Annotated in this window: 16 protein-coding genes; 11 read left to right on the forward strand and 5 right to left on the reverse strand. The window is 47.8% G+C overall.

Annotated features, from left to right (window positions below; genetic code table 11):
* Nucleotides 1–188 precede the first annotated feature (188 nt).
* The 7 genes from rpmH (at nt 189) to A6301_RS18615 (ending at nt 5,734) form a co-directional block, all read left to right on the forward strand.
* On the forward strand, nt 189–329 hold the full coding sequence (gene rpmH, locus A6301_RS18585) for a 50S ribosomal protein L34 (RefSeq protein WP_005976668.1): 141 nt from the start codon (nt 189–191) through the stop codon (nt 327–329).
* An 18-nt stretch (nt 330–347) separates the two neighbouring features.
* Nucleotides 348–707, forward strand: a complete 360-nt coding sequence (gene rnpA / locus A6301_RS18590) for a ribonuclease P protein component (protein WP_071531164.1) — start codon at nt 348–350, stop codon at nt 705–707.
* Nucleotides 671–928: a membrane protein insertion efficiency factor YidD gene (gene yidD, locus A6301_RS18595; protein WP_010281237.1), complete on the forward strand. Its 258-nt coding sequence runs from the start codon at nt 671–673 to the stop codon at nt 926–928. Before rnpA ends, yidD begins: the two co-directional genes overlap by 37 nt.
* Before the next feature lie 2 nt (nt 929–930).
* Nucleotides 931–2,565 (forward strand): membrane protein insertase YidC, encoded by a 1,635-nt coding sequence (gene yidC, locus A6301_RS18600; RefSeq protein WP_107168570.1) that lies wholly within the window; start codon nt 931–933, stop codon nt 2,563–2,565.
* A gap of 128 nt (nt 2,566–2,693) precedes the next feature.
* Nucleotides 2,694–4,058, forward strand: a complete 1,365-nt coding sequence (gene mnmE / locus A6301_RS18605) for a tRNA uridine-5-carboxymethylaminomethyl(34) synthesis GTPase MnmE (protein ID WP_234258463.1) — start codon at nt 2,694–2,696, stop codon at nt 4,056–4,058.
* A 66-nt stretch (nt 4,059–4,124) separates the two neighbouring features.
* Nucleotides 4,125–4,691 carry a hypothetical protein gene (locus A6301_RS18610; RefSeq protein ID WP_215483319.1) on the forward strand — a complete coding sequence of 189 codons (567 nt, stop codon included), beginning with the start codon at nt 4,125–4,127 and terminating at the stop codon, nt 4,689–4,691.
* 152 nt (nt 4,692–4,843) lie between these two features.
* The gene (locus tag A6301_RS18615; protein WP_234258464.1) at nt 4,844–5,734 is read left to right on the forward strand and encodes an HNH endonuclease; all 891 of its coding nucleotides are present in this window, start codon (nt 4,844–4,846) and stop codon (nt 5,732–5,734) included.
* Between the two features lie 63 nt (nt 5,735–5,797).
* Here A6301_RS18615 and A6301_RS18620 read toward each other — a convergent pair whose 3' ends face one another.
* Nucleotides 5,798–6,649 carry an SDR family oxidoreductase gene (locus tag A6301_RS18620; protein WP_234258465.1) on the reverse strand — a complete coding sequence of 284 codons (852 nt, stop codon included), beginning with the start codon at nt 6,647–6,649 and terminating at the stop codon, nt 5,798–5,800.
* Nucleotides 6,650–6,763: 114 nt separating this feature from the next.
* Here A6301_RS18620 and A6301_RS18625 point away from each other — a divergent pair, with 114 nt between their 5' ends.
* A complete protein-coding gene (locus A6301_RS18625; protein WP_234258466.1) occupies nt 6,764–7,198 on the forward strand; it encodes a helix-turn-helix domain-containing protein in 435 nt (144 codons plus the stop codon).
* Between the two features lie 108 nt (nt 7,199–7,306).
* Here A6301_RS18625 and pgaD read toward each other — a convergent pair whose 3' ends face one another.
* Genes pgaD through pgaA form a run of 4 tightly spaced genes read right to left on the reverse strand, consistent with a single transcriptional unit; the run spans nt 7,307 to nt 13,556 of the window.
* A complete protein-coding gene (pgaD, locus tag A6301_RS18630; protein WP_234258467.1) occupies nt 7,307–7,741 on the reverse strand; it encodes a poly-beta-1,6-N-acetyl-D-glucosamine biosynthesis protein PgaD in 435 nt (144 codons plus the stop codon).
* Entirely contained in the window at nt 7,742–9,070 is a 1,329-nt protein-coding gene (gene pgaC / locus A6301_RS18635; RefSeq protein ID WP_215483316.1) for a poly-beta-1,6-N-acetyl-D-glucosamine synthase, read from the reverse strand. It abuts the gene before it with no gap.
* Nucleotides 9,067–11,082, reverse strand: a complete 2,016-nt coding sequence (gene pgaB / locus A6301_RS18640; RefSeq protein ID WP_234258468.1) for a poly-beta-1,6-N-acetyl-D-glucosamine N-deacetylase PgaB — start codon at nt 11,080–11,082, stop codon at nt 9,067–9,069. Before pgaB ends, pgaC begins: the two co-directional genes overlap by 4 nt.
* Nucleotides 11,083–11,093: 11 nt before the next feature.
* Nucleotides 11,094–13,556: a poly-beta-1,6 N-acetyl-D-glucosamine export porin PgaA gene (pgaA, locus tag A6301_RS18645; protein WP_234258469.1), complete on the reverse strand. Its 2,463-nt coding sequence runs from the start codon at nt 13,554–13,556 to the stop codon at nt 11,094–11,096.
* A gap of 203 nt (nt 13,557–13,759) precedes the next feature.
* Here pgaA and A6301_RS18650 point away from each other — a divergent pair, with 203 nt between their 5' ends.
* From A6301_RS18650 to A6301_RS18660, 3 genes are all read left to right on the forward strand, one after another.
* Nucleotides 13,760–14,644 (forward strand): WYL domain-containing protein, encoded by an 885-nt coding sequence (locus A6301_RS18650; protein ID WP_234258470.1) that lies wholly within the window; start codon nt 13,760–13,762, stop codon nt 14,642–14,644.
* A 195-nt stretch (nt 14,645–14,839) separates the two neighbouring features.
* A complete protein-coding gene (locus A6301_RS18655; protein WP_234258471.1) occupies nt 14,840–16,309 on the forward strand; it encodes a GGDEF domain-containing protein in 1,470 nt (489 codons plus the stop codon).
* A gap of 79 nt (nt 16,310–16,388) precedes the next feature.
* Nucleotides 16,389–17,891: an MFS transporter gene (locus tag A6301_RS18660; protein ID WP_234258472.1), complete on the forward strand. Its 1,503-nt coding sequence runs from the start codon at nt 16,389–16,391 to the stop codon at nt 17,889–17,891.
* Nucleotides 17,892–17,922: the final 31 nt, after the last annotated feature.

Genomic DNA, 17,922 nt, shown 5'->3' on the forward strand with positions numbered 1-17,922 from the left:
AAAATACTGGGAATGGCTGGCGTGTTAAGTGTGATGTTAATTGACTCAGGACTGTACAATTATTACAATCCTGCCTCTTTCCGTTATATAGCTGTGATATGCGATTGAGGCGTCGGTCATTTTCACGCCGAACAGCCAAACGCGTTTACTGTGAAGTTATAATTTTCCAAGTTTAGGTAGAAATCGCCATGAAACGCACTTTCCAACCGTCCGTATTGAAGCGTAACCGTAGCCATGGTTTCCGTGCTCGTATGGCCACCAAAAATGGTCGTCAAGTTCTGGCCCGCCGTCGTGCGAAAGGCCGTACTCGTCTGTCTGTTTCTAAGTAATAAAAGCTAACCCACCGAGTGGTTAAGCTAGCATTTCCCAGGGAGTTACGTTTGTTAACTCCCAGTCATTTCACTTTCGTCTTCCAGCAGCCGCAACGGGCTGGCACGCCGCAAATTACCATCCTCGGCCGCCTGAACTCGCTGGGGCATCCCCGCATCGGTCTTACCGTCGCCAAAAAGCATGTAAAACGTGCTCATGAACGCAATCGGATTAAACGCCTGACGCGCGAAAGCTTTCGCCTGCATCAACATTCATTGCCTTCAATGGATTTTGTCGTGCTGGTGAAAAAGGGGGTGTCTGAACTGGATAACCGCACGCTGACGGAAGCATTGGAAAAACTATGGCGTCGGCACTGTCGTTTGGCTCCCGACTGCTGATCGGGTTGATACGCGGTTATCAACTCGTTATCAGCCCGTTACTCGGACCACATTGCCGGTTCCGGCCAACGTGTTCGCAATACGGTATTGAAGCAATACGCAGGTTCGGCATGATAAAAGGCTGTTGGTTGACGCTTAAACGCGTATTAAAATGCCATCCTTTGAACCCTGGTGGTGATGATCCCGTACCGCCAAAAACCGACAATAACAGAGAACATTAACGATGGATTCGCAACGCAATCTTCTTCTCATCGCTCTGCTATTCGTAACCTTTATGCTTTGGCAGGCTTGGGAAACGGATAAAAATCCGCCAGCAACCACGCAGGCCATACAGCAGGCGACGAACGCAGCGACCGGTGATGCTACCAACCAGGGCGTACCCGCTAGCGGTCAAGGTAAACTGATCACGGTGAAAACCGATGTGCTGTCGCTGACCATCAACACGCGTGGCGGCGATGTCGAGCAAGCACACCTGCTGGCTTACCCAGATACATTGGGTTCAGACAAACCTTTCCATCTGCTGGAAACCACACCAGAGTTTGTCTATCAGGCTCAGAGCGGTTTGACTGGCAAAAACGGCCCAGACAACCCGGCTAACGGCCCACGTCCGCTGTTTACTACCACACAAGATAGCTTCGAGCTGGCCGATGGTCAGAGCGAACTGCGCATTCCGATGACGTACACCGCTGCGGATGGCGTAACCTACACCAAAACGTTTGTTCTGAAACGTGGCGACTATGCGCTGAACGTTGACTACAGCGTCAATAACACCAGCGCTCAGCCTCTGGAACTGACGCTGTTTGGTCAGTTAAAACAGTCTACGGAGTTGCCTAAGCACCGCGATACCGGCAGCAGCAACTTTGCCCTGCACACCTATCGTGGCGCGGCGTTCTCTTCCAGCGAAGACAAGTACAAAAAGTACAGCTTCAGCGACATGGATGAAAACCTGAACATCACCACTAACAGTGGTTGGGTGGCAATGCTGCAACAGTACTTCGCAACGGCGTGGATTCCAACGACGGCAGGCGCGAATACCTTCTATACCAGCAAGCTGGGCAACGGTCAGGCTGCGATTGGCTTCAAGGCTGCCCCCGTTGTTGTTGCCGCTGGCAGCCAGCAAAATCTGAACGCCACCCTGTGGGTCGGTCCAGAAATTCAGGACAAGATGGCTGCTGTCGCACCACATCTGGATCTGACGGTAGATTACGGCTGGCTGTGGTTTATTTCTCAGCCGCTGTTTAAGCTGCTGAAATTCCTGCACGGCTTTATCGGCAACTGGGGCTTCTCCATCATTGCCATTACCTTTATCGTGCGCGGTGTGATGTATCCGCTGACGAAAGCGCAATACACTTCCATGGCGAAAATGCGCTTACTGCAACCTAAATTGCAGGCAATGCGTGAGCGTATTGGTGATGACAAACAGCGCATGAGCCAAGAAATGATGGCGCTGTACAAGTCAGAGAAAGTGAACCCGCTGGGTGGCTGCTTCCCACTGCTGATTCAGATGCCAATCTTCCTGGCGCTGTATTACATGCTGATGGGCTCCGTTGAACTGCGCCACGCGCCGTTCGCGCTGTGGATTCATGACCTGTCTGCACAAGACCCGTACTACATCCTACCGATCCTGATGGGCGTGACGATGTTCTTCATCCAGAAGATGTCGCCAACCACCGTGACTGACCCAATGCAGCAGAAGATCATGACCTACATGCCGGTCATCTTTACCGTCTTCTTCCTGTGGTTCCCGTCAGGTCTGGTTATGTACTACATCGTCAGCAACCTGGTTACCATTCTCCAGCAGCAGCTGATCTACCGCGGTCTGGAAAAACGTGGTTTGCATAGCCGCGAGAAAAAGTAATCCGGTTGATAGCTAACCGATAGAAAGCGTAAGGCGGTCATTGACCGCCTTATTTTTTATAAGCTGTTTTATCACCTAACGACACGTAAAATAGCCTGACAGACAGGCATCAACGCAGAGAGAATATCATGAGCAATACCGACACCATCGTCGCCCAAGCCACGCCACCGGGACGCGGAGGAGTGGGTATTTTACGTGTTTCAGGACAGGCGGCCGCCGAGGTGGCACATGCCGTTCTGGGTAAGCTCCCTAAACCTCGTCACGCCGATTATCTGCCGTTCCGCGATAGCAACGGTACTACGCTCGATCAGGGGATCGCCCTCTGGTTCCCCGGCCCGAACTCCTTTACGGGTGAAGACGTGCTGGAGCTTCAGGGTCACGGCGGCCCGGTTATTCTTGATTTGCTCCTGCAACGCATTCTGACGCAGCCCAACGTGCGCATTGCTCGCCCCGGCGAATTCTCTGAACGCGCATTTCTGAACGATAAGCTCGATCTCGCGCAGGCAGAAGCCATCGCCGATCTGATTGACGCCAGTTCGGAACAGGCTGCTCGCTCAGCGCTGAACTCTCTGCAAGGCGTATTCTCCACTCGGATAAATCAGTTAGTGGAAGCACTTACTCACCTGCGAATCTACGTCGAGGCTGCCATCGACTTCCCAGACGAAGAGATCGACTTTCTCTCCGATGGCAAAATTGAAGCACAGCTAAATGGCGTAATGGCCGATCTGGATGCCGTCCGAGCCGAGGCACATCAGGGCAGCTTACTGCGAGAAGGGATGAAAGTCGTGATTGCAGGCCGTCCTAATGCGGGTAAATCCAGCTTACTCAATGCGTTAGCTGGTCGTGAAGCGGCGATTGTCACCGATATCGCGGGAACTACGCGCGACGTATTGCGTGAACACATTCATATCGATGGCATGCCGCTACACATCATCGATACCGCCGGATTACGTGATGCCAGCGACGAGGTCGAACGCATTGGAATTGAACGTGCCTGGCAGGAAATCGAACAGGCCGATCGCGTGCTGTTCATGGTCGATAGCACCACGACGCAGGCGACTGAGCCGGAACAGATCTGGCCGGAATTTATGGCTCGCCTGCCAAAAACACTGCCCATTACCGTGGTGCGCAATAAAGCTGACATCACAGGTGAAACGCTCGGCCTCGAAGAGGTGAACACTCACTCACTTATCCGTCTTTCCGCCCGTACGGGCGAAGGCATCGAGACGCTGCGCGATCATCTCAAGCAAAGTATGGGTTTCACCAGCAACACAGAAGGCGGTTTCCTGGCACGGCGTCGCCACCTGCAAGCACTGGAACTCGCCGCCCAGCATCTGATTCAGGGCAAAGAGCAGCTGGTGAGCGCCTACGCGGGCGAACTGCTGGCAGAAGAACTGCGGCTGGCACAGCAATCCCTGAGTGAAATCACCGGTGAGTTCACCTCTGACGATCTGTTAGGCCGTATTTTTTCGAGCTTCTGTATCGGTAAGTGATCGCTTAATTTATCCTCATCTACACGTGCTACACCACTGAGTGATACACAAGAGCCAGGGGGTAAGATGATTCAACTTCATGCCACACATAAGTTGTTCAAGTCTTTGCCACTGAATGACAGCGGTCAATTTGCCGCAACGCCCTGTAGTCAGTGGCTCTTTACGCAACCAAAAATAGAGCTCAACCCACTGAGCAACTGGCACGGAAATCTGATCACCTTACAGCGCCGGAATTGCTTACTTCTGGTACATGATGCCACTCGTTTTCCACTGGTGTTACCCGCGCTTATTAAGAAGAATTTTGTCGAGCTTAACGATCACTTTGTCGATGCATTCATAAACACACTTCTCAAGTGTGGTGCGGATGAAATACAACTCAACGTCGCCCAAAATTATTTGCGCCCGCTACAAGTCGATACTCAGTGTAGTCGCTCTGTACAGGGTACATTGAACCAGATAAAGGGAGACATTGAACACGTAGTGAGGTTTGGTAAACTTAATATATCTGAATCAACGAGCTACTCCCTTGGTCAATCTCTTGCTGATAGGCCTTGCTCAGTTAAAAATCGCGGATATCTTTGGCCCCAGAAAGAAATGCTGGCGTTGCTATCGCAGTTAGCTTCTCACCAGTAGTAGCCATGAAATAAATAATATAAAACCTTATAAATCAATTCGATAGAGACAGGCTATTTTCAATGCATAATGTTTGTTATATTATAAAAATAAATTAATTGCATTTATCTAATATATTGAATAAAAATATATCACCATGAGATAATTAATAAATGGAAAAAATAAAAATCAGCCCTACTGTAGAAAAAAGAATGAAAATCTACTTCAATGGAAAAGATCAGGTGAAGTTTTTTTTCGAAAAATCGATGGATTTTTTAAATGAAAATTTCAGTTGGAAAAATACCAGTTTGGTCAGTCAGGGAAATAAACCAAAATTCATAATGAAAAAAGAGGATAGAAGAACAATACGATTAATTCCATATAAAAAAAACCTGGAAATACATGTAAATAAAAAAGAAATAAAAGGCATAGAAAATCTTATTCACTTTGGTTTTGAGAAAAAAACATACAAGGATGCAAAAGGCATTCCTCATGACTACATGGTACTTAATATAGATTCATTGGAAAAACTCCATAACCTAATAAAAATAAAAGAAAACAGTGTGTTCTTACCAATTGAAAAAAAAGAATTAAATAAAGAGAAGTATTTCACCACAGAAATTGAAGAAATAGAATATTCAATTGATTCAAACAACTTAACCGATACAGAAAAAGAAACAATCATTAAAATAAGAGTTGGACAAGGGAAATTCAGAGACAGATTGATAAAAAAATGGGGAGGATGCCAATTAACTGGATGCGAGCATATTACATTACTAAAAGCATCTCATATAAAGCCATGGAAAGACTCAGATAGTTTAGAGAGACTTGATGTAAACAATGGATTATTATTGACACCGACTTATGACACACTATTTGATAAAGGATTTATCTCTTTTGATAAAGAAGGTATAATGCTAGTCTCTGATGAGATTAAACCCTTTATGCAAATAGTCATAGGTAGTAAAAAACCAAAAAATATACCCCTATCAAAAGAGCAAGAAAAATACATGGCCTACCACCGAAATGAAATATATAAAGGAAATAATAAAAAGCAATATTAATTGTTATATATTAGCCGAAATTAAATAGTTCAGCTCAGGCCATACCTGAGCTAAACGTTAACCTTACTTCAGCGTTGCTTTCACTACCGCTGACAGCGGTGTTGTTGAACGGCCAATCAGTTGGCTTAGTTGCTTACCGCCATCAAACAGACCGCCTTTGGATGCGCCGACATCAGAATCTGCAATAATCTGCGCGAAAACATCGGGTAACCCAGCGGAAACCAGCGCAGCGGTGAACTCCGCTTCAGACAGGTTTTGATAACCGATAGATTTACCAGACTGCTTGCTAATCTCCGCAGCCAGTTCTGCCAACGTATAAGGCTCATCACCGGCCAGTTCATAAACTTTGCCAGCCTGTCCTTCCTTCGTCAGTACCGCAACGGCAGCCGCAGCGAAATCTTCACGGGTTGCAGACGTAATTTTTCCTTCGCCCGCACTGCCGATAAATACGCCGTGCTCCAACGCCGCAGGGATGCTGGCCGCATAGTTCTCGGTATACCAGCCGTTGCGCAGCAGTACATGCGGTAAACCAGAATCTTTCAGCAACGCTTCGGTTTGACGGTGCTCTTCCGCCAGCGCCAACGGTGATTTATCCGCGTGCAGCAAGCTGGTGTAGGCCAGTAATTTCACCCCAGCTTTCGCGGCGGCTTCGATCACATTACGGTGTTGTGCCGCACGCTGCCCGACTTCGCTGGAGGAGATCAGCAGCACTTTATCCACATCTTGCAGCGCGGAAGCCAGCGCCTCTGGCTGGTTGTAATCTGCGGCTTTCACCTGCACGCCAAGCGCCGACAGATCGGCAACTTTATTGACATCACGTACCAGCGCTACGATGTCGCTCGCCGGAACTTTCTCTAACAGTTGTGCTATGACTAAACGGCCCAGTTGGCCAGATGCACCAGTAATCGCAATCATCTCAAGCTCCTTTTATTGACTGTCTTTCAGTAACCATCTTTTGTTAACAAGAACTGGATGGCATAATATCGGCAAAACTAACTTTAAGTAAGTACACACACAAAGGTAAGTATAGTGAGCCAACACTCAACACCGATAGATTTATTGCCCCCACTTCTGCCCACCGGCAACGTCTTAGCCGAGAAATGCCCGTCTCGCCAGATACTTAACCACGTAACCAGCCGCTGGGGTGTACTGATCCTCATTGCATTACTTGATGATACGCACCGCTTCAGTCAACTGCGTCGACGGATTGGCGGCGTGAGCGAACGTATGCTGGCGCAGACCCTGCAATGGCTGGAAAGTGATGGTTTTGTCCTGAGAACAGCCTATCCGGTTGTCCCACCGCATGTTGAATACAGCCTGACGCCATTAGGAAAAGAGGTTGGTGAGCGGGTAAAAGAATTGGCGGTATGGATTGAAGGAAATCTGGGTGACATTCTGGCGGCACAGCAGTCGGTTGAAAAACTATCCGTTGAACAACTGTCAGCTAAACAGCGCGCTTCCTGAACCACGATTCTGGCTCAGGAAGTAGTGAGTTTGGGAAACAGGCGGTGATATCAGAGAGCATCGCTTCCCCACGCTCATCATCAACCGCCATAAAACTCAAACGCATCTTCAGTCAGTCACGACTGATAAGTTGTCGATACCAATAATTTTTCCGTGCTCGTTATGCCAAACACGCTGAACCTTATTACGATGCAACGACTGAATGAATCCATCCGATAAAGCAAAACTTCTGGCAACGTGTTTGGTATTGAGCGCATCAGAACGCGTTCTTTGTTCTGTTCTGGAACGATAGCGATAGTGTTCCAGTTTTCCCCAGGCAATTAAGAGCACAGCATTTACCAGAAATATGGATAAATGTATCGATAGAATCCAACCTTCTGAGGTAAAGAAAGACGCGTCAGAAGCATAGTTATTCAAAAAAGTGCCGATAAACACCTCAAAAAATAGCCAAATAAATATTCCCCATCCACATAGCGTCAGGAAAACGTCGATAAAGCGTGGCAACCAACGTCTTTCAGAAATGATTAAAGGTGAATGCATCATTTATCCTCTTTCAATACCACGATCGGGGCTTTCCCAACGCGCGCGTTTTTTACGGGAACGCAGCATAACCTTGGGAAAACTAACCAGGCTGGTAAAGAGACTCAATGTCCAATACACCATCGGATACCAGACCACCCAGAACAGATATTTACCAATGTCTTTCTCATAACGTCGTTCGATCAACATACTGACGGCAAATTGGATTAAGCAAACAACCCCTATCATCATGCCGGTAAATGCGGGAGGAAAGAGCGTTTCCACCCGGATGCCCTCAGGCAGTTCGATTAAAAAGCCTAACAAATACAATACGACACTCATGGCATAGGTGAAGGCCCATAATATTGAAATAGAATATTCGAGGAACAACGGCCACATTCGGCGATAGCGCCATGACCATAAATGGCGGAAGTTTTTTAAAAAGACTTCAGCACCACCTTGTGCCCATCGCAGCCGCTGCTTCCATAAGCCAGATAGCTTTTCCGGCATCAGAATCCAACACAGGGCTCGCGGCTCAAAAAATATCGTCCAATGACGCAATTGAAGCTTCCAACTGATATCAATATCTTCCGTGATCATATCGGTACTCCAGTAGCCAACCTCTGCTAGCGCACTGCGACGAAAAGCGGCGACGACGCCAGAAACGGTGAAAACTTTGCCATAAACCCGCTGTGTACGTTTGATTAGACCGATAATTGAGGAGAACTCACCAACCTGAATGCGGCCAACCAGCGTCGAACGCGTCCTTATTCTTGGGTTCCCCGTTACCGCACCAACCCGTGGGTTATTGATTAATGGATTAACCAAATAGGCGACAGCATTGGGATCGAGAAGCGCATCACCATCAATGCACACCAGCAGATCGCTCTGGGCCGCTGCGCACGCGGTTTGAAGCGCCAACGCTTTACCCTGATTATGCGCAAGATGAATGACACGCAGTTTGTCATAGTGGTCCGCCAACCGATCGAGCACCTCTCCCGTATCATCATTAGAGCCGTCATTCACCGCAATCACTTCGATATGGGTATAATGTTGTGCTAATGCCGCCTCAATGGTTTCACACACGTTAGGCCCTTCGTTATAGCAAGGGATCAAGATCGATACTAACGGACGTCCGGCTGGCTCATCAGGCATGACCCCCTCCCCCCAGCGCCAATGACGTTCATGGTGAAACCAGAAATACAGCCCACCCGTTATCCATATCCCTGACATAAATAAAGGCCAGAAAAAGGTAAAGTTTAGGATGACATCCCCTGTAAAAGAGAACATGACGCCAAAAGGGATGCCGAGCATCAGGCATAATATGAAGAAAGCTAAAATTCTCTCTATCATGGCAGTGGGTACCATTCTGATGAAATCATGGGGCGGATGCTCTCTAATTCAGGCGAATTATTAAGAAAATCATCCGGATAATAACCGTAATTTTGCGCACCATTCAGTTGCAACACGGTCATCCATTTAACCAATTGCGCGGTGTCTAACCACGGTTCTCCTGGGACACGCCAATCCCTTGCCTGAAGTTCAAATACTGTTTTATTCAGCGCGCCGGGGCGGCGAGCCACTTCCTGTACCAGTTTTTGCAGCCACACATCGCTGTCCCTAGACGCGACGTTTTCCATCAATGGCATTGCCATGGGGGCAACCCAGTCATAAGCGGCAAGGAAGTCATCCAGATTTTGGGAGAACCATGCTTCACTCTCCGGCTCAATAGCAGGGAGCGCGAAAATGTTGCGCGCGGTTTGGACTTGCGGGCCGCGGATCTCATGCACACGAGCGGCCAGATCGAGCGTAAAATCTGTTAATGCCTTACTTTTAAACCGCGTCCAGCGTGCCGTAAGCTGGGGGTCGCGACGAATGTCGTCAATCGTGCCGGGGAACCCAGCCTCTTGATATGCCTGTATGGCTTGATGGCTTGCGTCTTCATCGTCTGCAAGCACCGCATCATCATGAAATAAGATGCCACTAAACATGGCGTAAGAGGAAAGATCCTCATAAATATCAGTAATTCGTCTTCTGGCCTCCGCATCCCATAGCGATAAACGCCGATATTGGCTGTGGTTGATACTACGTTGCCCGCTCTCACTGTCGATCCGCTCAACGCGCTGCAACGTCTCATCATCCATATCAAAAGCCAGCACCGGCATCCAGGCGTAAACGCGAACAAGTGCCCGCGAGGCTAGCTGCCAGGCCACATGATTGAATAGGTCTTCTCGAACAGGCATCCAGCGATTAGGAAAATAGAGTGACTGTACGTTGCCATCCCCCTTCGGATCGGAGAAAGCCTGAAGATAAACGGTATTAATACGCAAGTCGGCAACGCGTTGAACTAATGCATCCACATTACGGGACTGCTGCACTTTATCGGTGTCATAAACATAATCCAGATCGATATGCGCAACCCGTATGACCTCAGGTTCTCGGGCATAACTAACCAACAACGCAAACTGTTGCACATCTGGATTATTGTTAATCAGTATCCGAGGAACGTTATACGGCGAATCAGCCGATGCGGGTCCGCTTCCAAGCGTCAGCGCCATCTGATAGCCGCGCTGCCTAACAATGCTTAGCGCGTCCCCACTGATCGCACCATAAGGCCAGACCCAAACCCGAGGCTTTTTCCCCGTCGCATCAACGATTCTTTTAGTAATGAGGTCCGTATCATGCGCAAAACGTTGACGATACTCATCCCGCGTTTCGTATCGCTTACTCTCAGGAAAATAGTGACGGGTGACGGCAGCAGGCTCCATATTCCCCTGCGGGTTTGCCTGAATCCCTTTATGTAAGTCATAAGTATGTGCCCCAATTTCAACCAGGCCCGATTGCGCCATTTCACCGACTTGCTGCCAGGTAAGGAAATGGTTACGAGGTACTTGAACACCACTGAAATCCACCGGCTGATCTTCTGGTGTATCCAGCCAGCGCCCGACGGGTGCCAGTACCGCAGGCCAACCATAGGCTTTCAGAAGAGGGTAAACGCGATGATAAAAACTACTGTAACCATCATCAAATGTCAGTAACACGGCCCTGTCCGGGAGTGGTTTTCCTCCAGAACCCGCAGCCAGAATGTCATCAACGGATACCGGGTGGTAACCATTTTCCCTTAACCAAACAAAGTGTTCATTCAGTGCACGGGTTCGTACTGCCATAAACCGCTGATCGGCACCCTCATCGGCAACATCATGATAGGCAATAACAATATATTGATTGGCCTTCCAGGGCTGTTCTTTGATCAAGATAGGGCGCTCTGCTGGCGAGCTATATTTCACGTCGACGGAATGTGCACAGGCGGTGAGTATTAGCACCCCCAACGTCATTACAAAGTTTCGTAGTCGTATGAATGACATCACCTTTCTCCTCAAAACCGATAATTCAAATCAAAAGACAGCGACACGTTTTGCTCCCGCTTACCGTCGTAAGGTCGCTTATCCCACTGAGCGCTCACCCCCATATCCAGTACGTCATTCCACCGTACTCTTTGCCCATATCCGAGTGTGGTGATAACCCCTGCGGATTCACCCTTTTGCCAGTAACGCCCTACGCCAGCCTTCACTTCTTGATGCCACTCCGTCTGGTAATGTCGGTAAAGCAAGTGATCGAGGGTGACAGCGGGCAGCACAGCCACATAATTCCGCGGGTTGTAATAAGGAACGGCCTGCTTGCTGTTTGACCCCAAGCCGATTGACGGGGTGAAATCCAGCGTTAAAGACGGTGATGAAAAGAGGCGCTCTTGCCCACTCAGCGCATATTCCTGACGTCTGTTGCCATCAGAAAACCCCCCGTTCGACAGGTCTGCTTGCCATGAACGGCGTTCGCTTTGCCGCCAGCGTACATACCCCCCGCTGCCATTCGCCGTAATGCCATTTTTAAGTGCACGTAGCGGCGTGCTGCGCATTAACCGTTCAGCAGTGAGGCCGACACGCCAAACGTCATTAATGTCATGTCGATAAGAGAGACGCGCGCCGATATCAGAGCCAAATCCAAAATTTCGGTGTGAAAACTCGGCCTCAGCCCAATTGTCGCGGTTGGTAAATTCCACGCCGCCGCGCATAGTGCGATGAATAGCCCGTCCTTCCGTGAAATCACTTTGATTAAAAGCCCCCCCAGAGAACGCTCTCCAATGGTCGGCAAACGGCGGGCTATAGAGCACAGCATCAAGATCTGTGTCATTCATTCCCTTGACCGGACTATCAGACTTGAGACCCTGAGTACCTGCAACACGCAGCTCTGCCATATGATGAATCTGACGCAAACGCGCTAATCGTTTCACAGAGAAATCATCCGGGTAGCGAGCTACGGTATCCTCAGTCAACTCACCAAGCTGATGCCACTCCTGCAATTCCAATGCGGTGAGCCCTTGATAAGTTTCCAACCGGAACGATCGTGATTCCAACAGCTCAGCTCGTTTTAATACCGCTTCGGCACGACGCGGCCATCCCCGGGTTAGATAAACCCCGGCCAAACTGATACTCAGCGTTTGGTTTCCTGGTCCACTAAAAGCCAGGTTTTCCGCCAGCCGTTGTGCAGCAGGAAGATCGTTATGGGAAATCAGCGACTGCATACGCAGGTATTTGATATCAACCCAATCATCGTTAGGTATGAAGGTTGGCAAGCCATAAACATGTTTCTTATAAGGCGTTTTTTCTTCAGCTTGAGCTGACAGCTGCGCAGCCTGCTCAACTTTCTCATTTTCCAGGATGCTGTAGAAAAAATCGCCTTGCTGCGCTATCTGAACGTGTTGCGAAGCGTCCTCTTGTATTACCGAGCGGAGAATCTGCTCTGCTTTTTCAGGCTGCTTCAGATAGAGATAGGCTGAAGCCACCCAGCGTCGTGCATAGCCAGGAATATCCCCCTCTTTGAGGAGTGATTGGTATTCCGAAATAATTTCTTCCATGCGATAGCGGACGAGCAACGCACCTAGCCTATCAATGCGAGCATGGCGATAGCTGGCGGTTGCCGAAGGAAGCGCTCGCCATTGATTCATCAAGTTGTCATAACGAGCCAACGCGCGATCTGCAACAACGAAGCGCTCCTTTTCCGTTGTGGACGTGATGAACGCAAGACGAACCAGCTCAGCCGCCGCATCCAGCTCTCGTGGGCGTTGTCTTTCATCAGTCTGGAAGACATGAAGTTTGCTGTCTTTCAACGCGCTCAATGCCGATGCGCTAATCGTATTACCGGAAAGAATATCGCTGTAATCAGAAAGCAGTGCTTTATCCTGCGGTGCGTGACGCATGGCCTGCATGATAGAAAAGAGGGAATCCGTATGCTTCCCCGCGATACGCTGTACCCACGCTAATTCACGCCAATGGTTCGCTGTTGGCTCGCGCTTAACGCGAGACGTAGCCAATTCCAGCGACCTTTTTGTCTGCCCGGCATCGGCGAGGGTGAGTATCAAGCCACTACGTGCATCATCATCCCGTGGAGTGCGTTGTAAAACCCGCAGCCATAATTCCAGCGATGGCTGCCACTGACGGAGATTACGGTAGGACTTCGCCGCCGCCCTCAGTGCCGGATCGGGTAGTGACATCGTTGGCGAATAGGTTTTCCAGATTCGGAGCACTTCTGCATCCTTTCCCGCCCAACCGTTAATAAGCAGCCAGTCGGTCACCTCGGCAGTGGTCAATACGCGATTCCGGGATTGCGCATCAAGCCATAACGTCGCAGGGGAGATATCGCCCTGCTGGGCGTTGCTAATTAACGTGTCATAGTGGGATTCTGCCGCCGCTACACCGGCAGAAATGGAAAAATAAACGAATGATTTAAGTAAGTTAAATAATATTGGATTGAGTCTGCTTGAATGAGAATGAACAAAACTCATCGCTGAATCTCCCCACCAGTGATAACAGAATGACATTCAAATACATCGTTGAACGCTGGTTTCATGACTTAACACCTCTTATCGAGTCTAAACGCGGCATGCACCGATCCCTCCCGTGATTCAAAGTCAGAGATAGACGCTAAGGCCAGTTTCGCGCATAATAATGCATATATATTTTTTATCAATATAATTTTTATACGCATATGGCTAAGACTTCAGTAACAGGTTCAGATCAGGCAACTAAAGGGCGCAGTTGGGGGCTGGAACGTCGGCTTCAATTCATCGACTTTCGGTTACGGTGGAGTGGGCACATAAATCGTACCGATCTGACGTCTTTTTTTGGGCTATCGATCCCTCAGGCGTCGCTCGACATCGCTAAATATATTGAGATCGCCCCCCATAATCTGATCTACGATCGACGCACCAAAACTTACACGGCTACGCCAACATTCTCTGCGGTCTACCCACAGAATTCAGCCCAACGCTATCTCGCGGAATTATTGGCAATGAAGACGGGTGTCCTTGAAGCGGACGCCAGTTTCATTGAGTCTGCCCCAGAGGTGTGCTGGATTCATGTCCCACTCAACACCTACAATGAACAGGTTGTTGAAGTCATTGTTCGCGCAATTCGTGAAAAAAAGGCGGTGAGTATCCGCTATCAATCCTCATCATCAATGGATAATTCGCCACGGCTCATTTCCCCACACGCCTTAGGCAATGACGGATTACGCTGGCGAGTACGAGCCTACTGCCATACCGAGCAACAGTTTAATGACTTCATTCTTACGCGAATCCTCAACATTGAAAGTATCGAACCCTCGACGGTCGATTCCACTAACGATTATCCGTGGCATACCTATCTTCAGTTAATTTTGGTCCCTAGCGATCAACTGCCACTGGCACATCAGCGCGCGTTGGAACTGGAATATGGTATGACCAATGGCGAGTTGAATATATCCTGCCGTCTGGCGTGCTTACATGAAACACTCAGCCGATTCCACATCCGCTTAACAAATGAAAATAACGAAAAAGATCAGATGTTTGTATTGAAAAATAAACAGGAGATTCAAGCCTTTCTAGGAGCGTGACCCCACTCCCTCCATGCCAATTAATGTCTCATCAGGATAAAAAAGAGCAAAGTGATGAGTAAGTGAACTCACATATTGAGTTCACTTTTCATGCTGGCGTCAGAAATGCATAAAATGATGTAAGATAAGAAGGTAATTTATGGTGATTCTGGTACAAAAGTGATGAAGGGTAAAATAGGTTAACCGGGAAAAAAAATGAAAATTCGCGCATATGAATTATTAATTATTTTCAGTTCAACCTTAATTATGAGTTACCTAGGTTTGTCTTTCAGGTTGCTTGACGATACTTCTCTCTTCTGGCCGGCAGACATTCTCTTATTTTGCTTTCTTATACGCTACCGCAGTCGAGATAAAAGCATAAAAAACAAATTATTGCACAGCGTTATTTTATGCATGGTCGGTTTCATCGGTATGCTGCTACCTGCGATTCACCTTGAGAGCGATCAATCTTTTTTTGAAAAAGTTATTTACTGCACAGCAGGTGTAGTTTTTTTCGTTACAGCATGGATAACACTAATAATATTTTTAAAGGTAAAAAACAAAGCGTATAGCCAACTAAGCAAAAACTATATTTTCTATTTATTTATCTCTATTTCTATTGGCGCTATTTTTTCAGCTACATTCTATGGGTTGTATTTATCGACAACGCCCAACAACGAAAACGTTTTTATTCTTTCAAGGAAATGGTTTAGTGAAGAATTAAGTTCTGGTGTTATTTTTGTCTTTTTATTTTTAAATGTAACAAAAAACATAAAGAATGCATTGAAAATATCAAGGAGTTCAATTAAAAGAACCATAAAAAAACCATTATTTATATTCTACCCTATCATTATTATTTTCTGCATAGCGTCGTTGAACATCACACTGAGTGTATTAGCAATTTTACCATTGATTTACCTTTCTTTATCTCTATCATTTAACAAAATCATTATACTGTGCACAGTAACGGGTATTGCACTAAATTATATTTATATAAATAGATTGATAGGCGTTCATGACAAAATAGAAAAAGACTATTTATTCGAATTATCTTACTTATTTCAAGTAAACACATCCGTGATCATCATCACCGTCCTTACCGCATCTTTTTTTATTAACAAAAATAGAAAGAACATAAAAAGAATAGAATTAATCAGCAACCATGATGCATTAACGGGTATGTTAAACAGGCGCTCACTCAATCAACACATGATGAATATCATTAACTCCATGCGTGATGGCGAGAATAAAATGATGTCCTTGCTTGTTCTTGATATTGACCACTTCAAGAAAGTTAATGATACCTATGGACACGCCGTAGGCGATAATGTCATCAGAGAATTTTCTGCGACTCTTAAGCAACATACCCGACCTCAAGACCTACTGTGCCGATGGGGAGGAGAGGAGTTTTTAATAATAATCCAGGGTCTATCAGAAAATGACTGCTTAGATATAGCGGAGAGGATACGATCTATTATCGAAGGCTCGCCATTAGCTATTTCAAATGGTCATACCGTTCGATGCACAACCAGTATAGGTGTCAGTTTTTTTCATCTGGAAAGAATTGAAGATTTCCATGAAGCGTTTAAAGAAGCAGACAAATTATTGTACATAGCAAAAGAACAAGGGCGTAATCGCGTCAATTCAAGCCCTGATGTAAATTCGATAACAAAACCGATAGCATGAAAATACCTTTTATTAAAAGGGAAAGCCTATATCATCGAATCTGCTATTCACAGATGAAATCGAAGATAGAGACCCCGCTATGCAATCACCAAAAAAGTGGCTGATTTTGGCCATTGTTTCCAGTGCCCTTTTCCTGATTGTTATCGATATGACGGTGCTGTACACCGCGCTCCCAACGCTAACCCATGATTTGCACGCGACCGCATCGGATAAGCTGTGGATCGTTAATATCTACGCGCTGGTCGCTTCTGGTTTGCTGTTGGGCATGGGTACACTGGGTGATAAGCTAGGCCATAAGCCTTTATTTATTTCTGGCCTGGTGGTTTTTGGTACCGCATCATTGCTGGCGGCTTATTCGCCCACCCCCGGTATTCTTATCGCCGCTCGCGCTTTGCTGGCGGTAGGGGCAGCCATGATGATGCCAGCCACCCTCTCGATTATCCGTCTGACCTTCGTTGATGAACGGGAACGCGCGCTGGCAATTGGTATCTGGGCTGCGGTGGCATCCGGCGGCGCAGCATTTGGCCCCGTAATGGGGGGGATACTGCTTGAATATTTCTGGTGGGGATCGGTTTTCCTCATTAATGTACCCGTAGTGCTGCTTGCACTCATCATGGGAATCACCGTGATTCCACATCGACCAGGCAACGCCTCACACCGCTGGGATTTCATTGGTTCCCTATTAATCATGGTAGGTTTAATTGGTGTGACCTATGCCATAAAAGAACTGGGCAAGCGAGTTCCCTCTTATGACGATGCGCTGATCGCTCTGCTTATCGGTGTAGCATTCATTACCCTATTCGTCAGGCGTCAGCGTAACAGCACGCATCCTTTAGTAGATTTCTCCCTCTTCCGCCTGCGGCCTTTCAGCGCCGCTGTAGCGGCTGCCATCGTGGCGGCTGCCGCATTGATCGGAATGGAACTGGCTTTCACACAGCGATTGCAGTTAGTGGTCGGGCTATCTCCACTACAGGCAGGATTGTTCATTTTACCGCTGTCGCTGGCGTCTTTTATCTCCGGTCCATTGACCGGAAAGATATTACCGCATGTGAATAGTGGGAAAATACTGGCGGCAGGCCTGCTGATTTCGGCATTGGGTATGGGGAGCTATCTGCTGCTGCACAATGCCAGCACAGTGGTACAAATCATCAGCTTGACGGTGATTGGCGCTGGTGTGGGATCAACCATGACAGCCGCATCGAGCACCATTATGCAGGTTGCTCCCGCGGCAAAAGCGGGGATGGCAGCATCAATAGAAGAAGTGTCTTATGAATTGGGTGGCGCAACAGGGGTGACGTTGATGGGCAGTTTGCTGTCTTTCGCTTATTCTGCGACGTTTATGCTACCTACTGGGTTTACCGTACCGGACACCGCCTATGACAGTCTGGATGAAGCGTTAATTTTTGCCGAATCCTTACCAGAAAATATGCAGCGGACGCTTATCACACAGGCACATGCCGCTTTTGATTCTGGGTTTTCCGCCGTACTGGCAGTCGCAACGCTGATTCTGTTGCTAACCTCGGCCTTCGTCTGGATAACGCGCAATCATAAACAACATCGCAATCAGGCCGCTGACGCGTAGCATCACCGACGACCGAACTAAGGTGATAAAA

It is taken from the genome of Pectobacterium sp. IFB5596 (assembly GCF_021432585.1).
Taxonomy (GTDB): domain Bacteria; phylum Pseudomonadota; class Gammaproteobacteria; order Enterobacterales; family Enterobacteriaceae; genus Pectobacterium; species Pectobacterium punjabense.